Origin of the sequence: Okeania sp. SIO2F4 (assembly GCF_010672385.1) — a bacterium.
Classification (GTDB): Bacteria; Cyanobacteriota; Cyanobacteriia; order Cyanobacteriales; family Microcoleaceae; genus Trichodesmium.
Window position 1 is genome coordinate 1 of the sequence record NZ_JAAHGT010001271.1, and the last position, 2015, is coordinate 2015.

Annotated in this window: 1 protein-coding gene; it reads left to right on the forward strand. The window is 40.9% G+C overall.

The window, feature by feature from the left end; genetic code table 11:
* The first annotated feature begins 199 nt into the window (after positions 1-199).
* Positions 200-1717 (forward strand): GMC oxidoreductase, encoded by a 1518-nt coding sequence (locus F6K22_RS39580; protein WP_293110509.1) that lies wholly within the window; start codon positions 200-202, stop codon positions 1715-1717.
* Positions 1718-2015 lie beyond the last annotated feature (298 nt).

Genomic DNA, 2015 nt, shown 5'->3' on the forward strand with positions numbered 1-2015 from the left:
TCTTATAAAGTCATTGCGACGGTCACTCCGTGGAAGGAAGCAATCTCTTAAAAGTCATTGCGACGGTCACTCCGTGGAAGGAAGCAATCTCATGTTTTAGATATTTATTCTATTTATTCATAATGATAACTATTCAACCGGACATGATATAACTCCTTCTTCAATAGTTCTCAAAAAAAATTCTTAAAGGAAGAAAAAAATGATTATTGATGACCAACATTATGATGTAATTATTGTCGGTACAGGAGCAGGTGGAGGTACTTTAGCTTATAAACTTGCTGCAACTGGCAAAAAAATCCTCATCTTAGAAAGAGGTGATTTTATGCCTCTGGAAATTCAAAATAGGGCTAACGTTGATATCTTTAAAAAAGAACTTTATCGCGCCCCTGAAAATTGGTACGATAATGCAGGCGAACCATTTTCTCCACAGACAAATTATGCCGTTGGTGGCAATACCAAAATCTATGGAGCTGCCCTAATTCGGATGCGGGAAAAAGACTTTGAAGCAGTGGAACATCAAGAAGGAATTTCTCCAGAATGGTGTCTCAAATACAAAGACTTTGAACCTTATTACACCGAAGCAGAACAACTTTATAAAGTTCACGGTCAAACGAGCAACGACCCTACCGAACCTCCCCACAGTGCAGAATATCCTTATCCCGCAGTTGACCACGACCCAGAAATTCAAAAAGTTGTCGAAGCGATCGCCGAACAAGGTCTACATCCAGAAACTTTACCATTAACTCTCACCCGCGAAGAGGAAGACCCTACTGGAGACTCGGAAGTATTTGGTATTGCACCACTGCTCGACTCTCCCAACATTACTATTAAAGCTAATGCAAAAGTAGTCTGTTTACTCACCAACTCCTCTGGTAATACTGTAAAAGCAGTAGAAGTAGAAATTGGCAAACAATCATTTCTATTTTTTGGGGATATTGTCGTACTTGCTTGTGGAGCGGTCAACTCAGCAGCATTACTATTACGTTCTGCTAACGAAAAACATCCCGATGGTTTAGCAAACAGTTCCGGACAAGTTGGTCGCAACCTGATGAAACATCAAATGACTGCCGTAGTGCAACCAAGTCCGAAACCTAACTCTGGCAACTTTCTTAGAAGCGTTTGTGTAAATGACTTCTATTGGGGAGACGAAAATTATTCCTATCCCATGGGTCACATTGAAAATACAGGGGGTCTGCTGCAAGATATTACTTTTGCCGAATCTCCACCTATATTATCTGTGTTAGCAAAAGCAATGCCTGGATTTGGTTTGAAACAGTTAGCATTGCGTTCTATTGGTTGGTGGATACATTCCGAGATATTGCCAGACCCCAATAACCGCGTGGAAGTCAAAGGGGATAAGCTGTTTTTCCATTACACTCCCAACAACTTGGAAGCACACGATCGCCTAGTTTATCGTTGGATGGATGTATTGAAGTCGGTAGACAAAGCAGTAGGAAATGCAGTTTCGAAGCGAGGTAACATTTATCCCCGTGGGGAAGTTCCCATCGAAGTTGTGGCAAACCAGTGTGGTACCTGTCGATTTGGGGAAGACCCGAAAACATCGGTTTTGGATATTAACTGTCGTACCCACGATGTAGATAATTTATATGTTGTAGATAGCAGTTTTTTCCCATCTAGTTCTGCTGTAACTCCGGCTTTGACAATTATTGCTAATGCTTTGCGAGTAGGGGAACATTTAAAAGAGAGATTGCAGTAATAGTAGTAGCTTATCTAGACTAAAATTGTGGTTAAAAAAAACCTAACCCCCCTTTGAAAGCTATTTCTTATAAGGAACTCCTGAAACCCTCTGGAATGGGGGTCGGGAGATGGGGAGGTGGGGGGAGAGGGGGAAGAGGGGGAAGTAATACCGTTTCACGGAAGTTAAAAGTCATGCATTCAAAAGTCATGCATTAAGATTTTATATACTCGAAACTTTTATGCCACAGTAATTTCAGGAAATTATTTCACATAGGGGGTTGGAAACTATTTGTGACATCTTTAAAGTGAATTGGTAT

Coding starts and splice junctions, on each gene's coding strand:
- F6K22_RS39580 (WP_293110509.1), top strand. CDS start 200: ATGATTATTGATGACCAACATTATGATGTAATTATTGTCGGTACAGGA.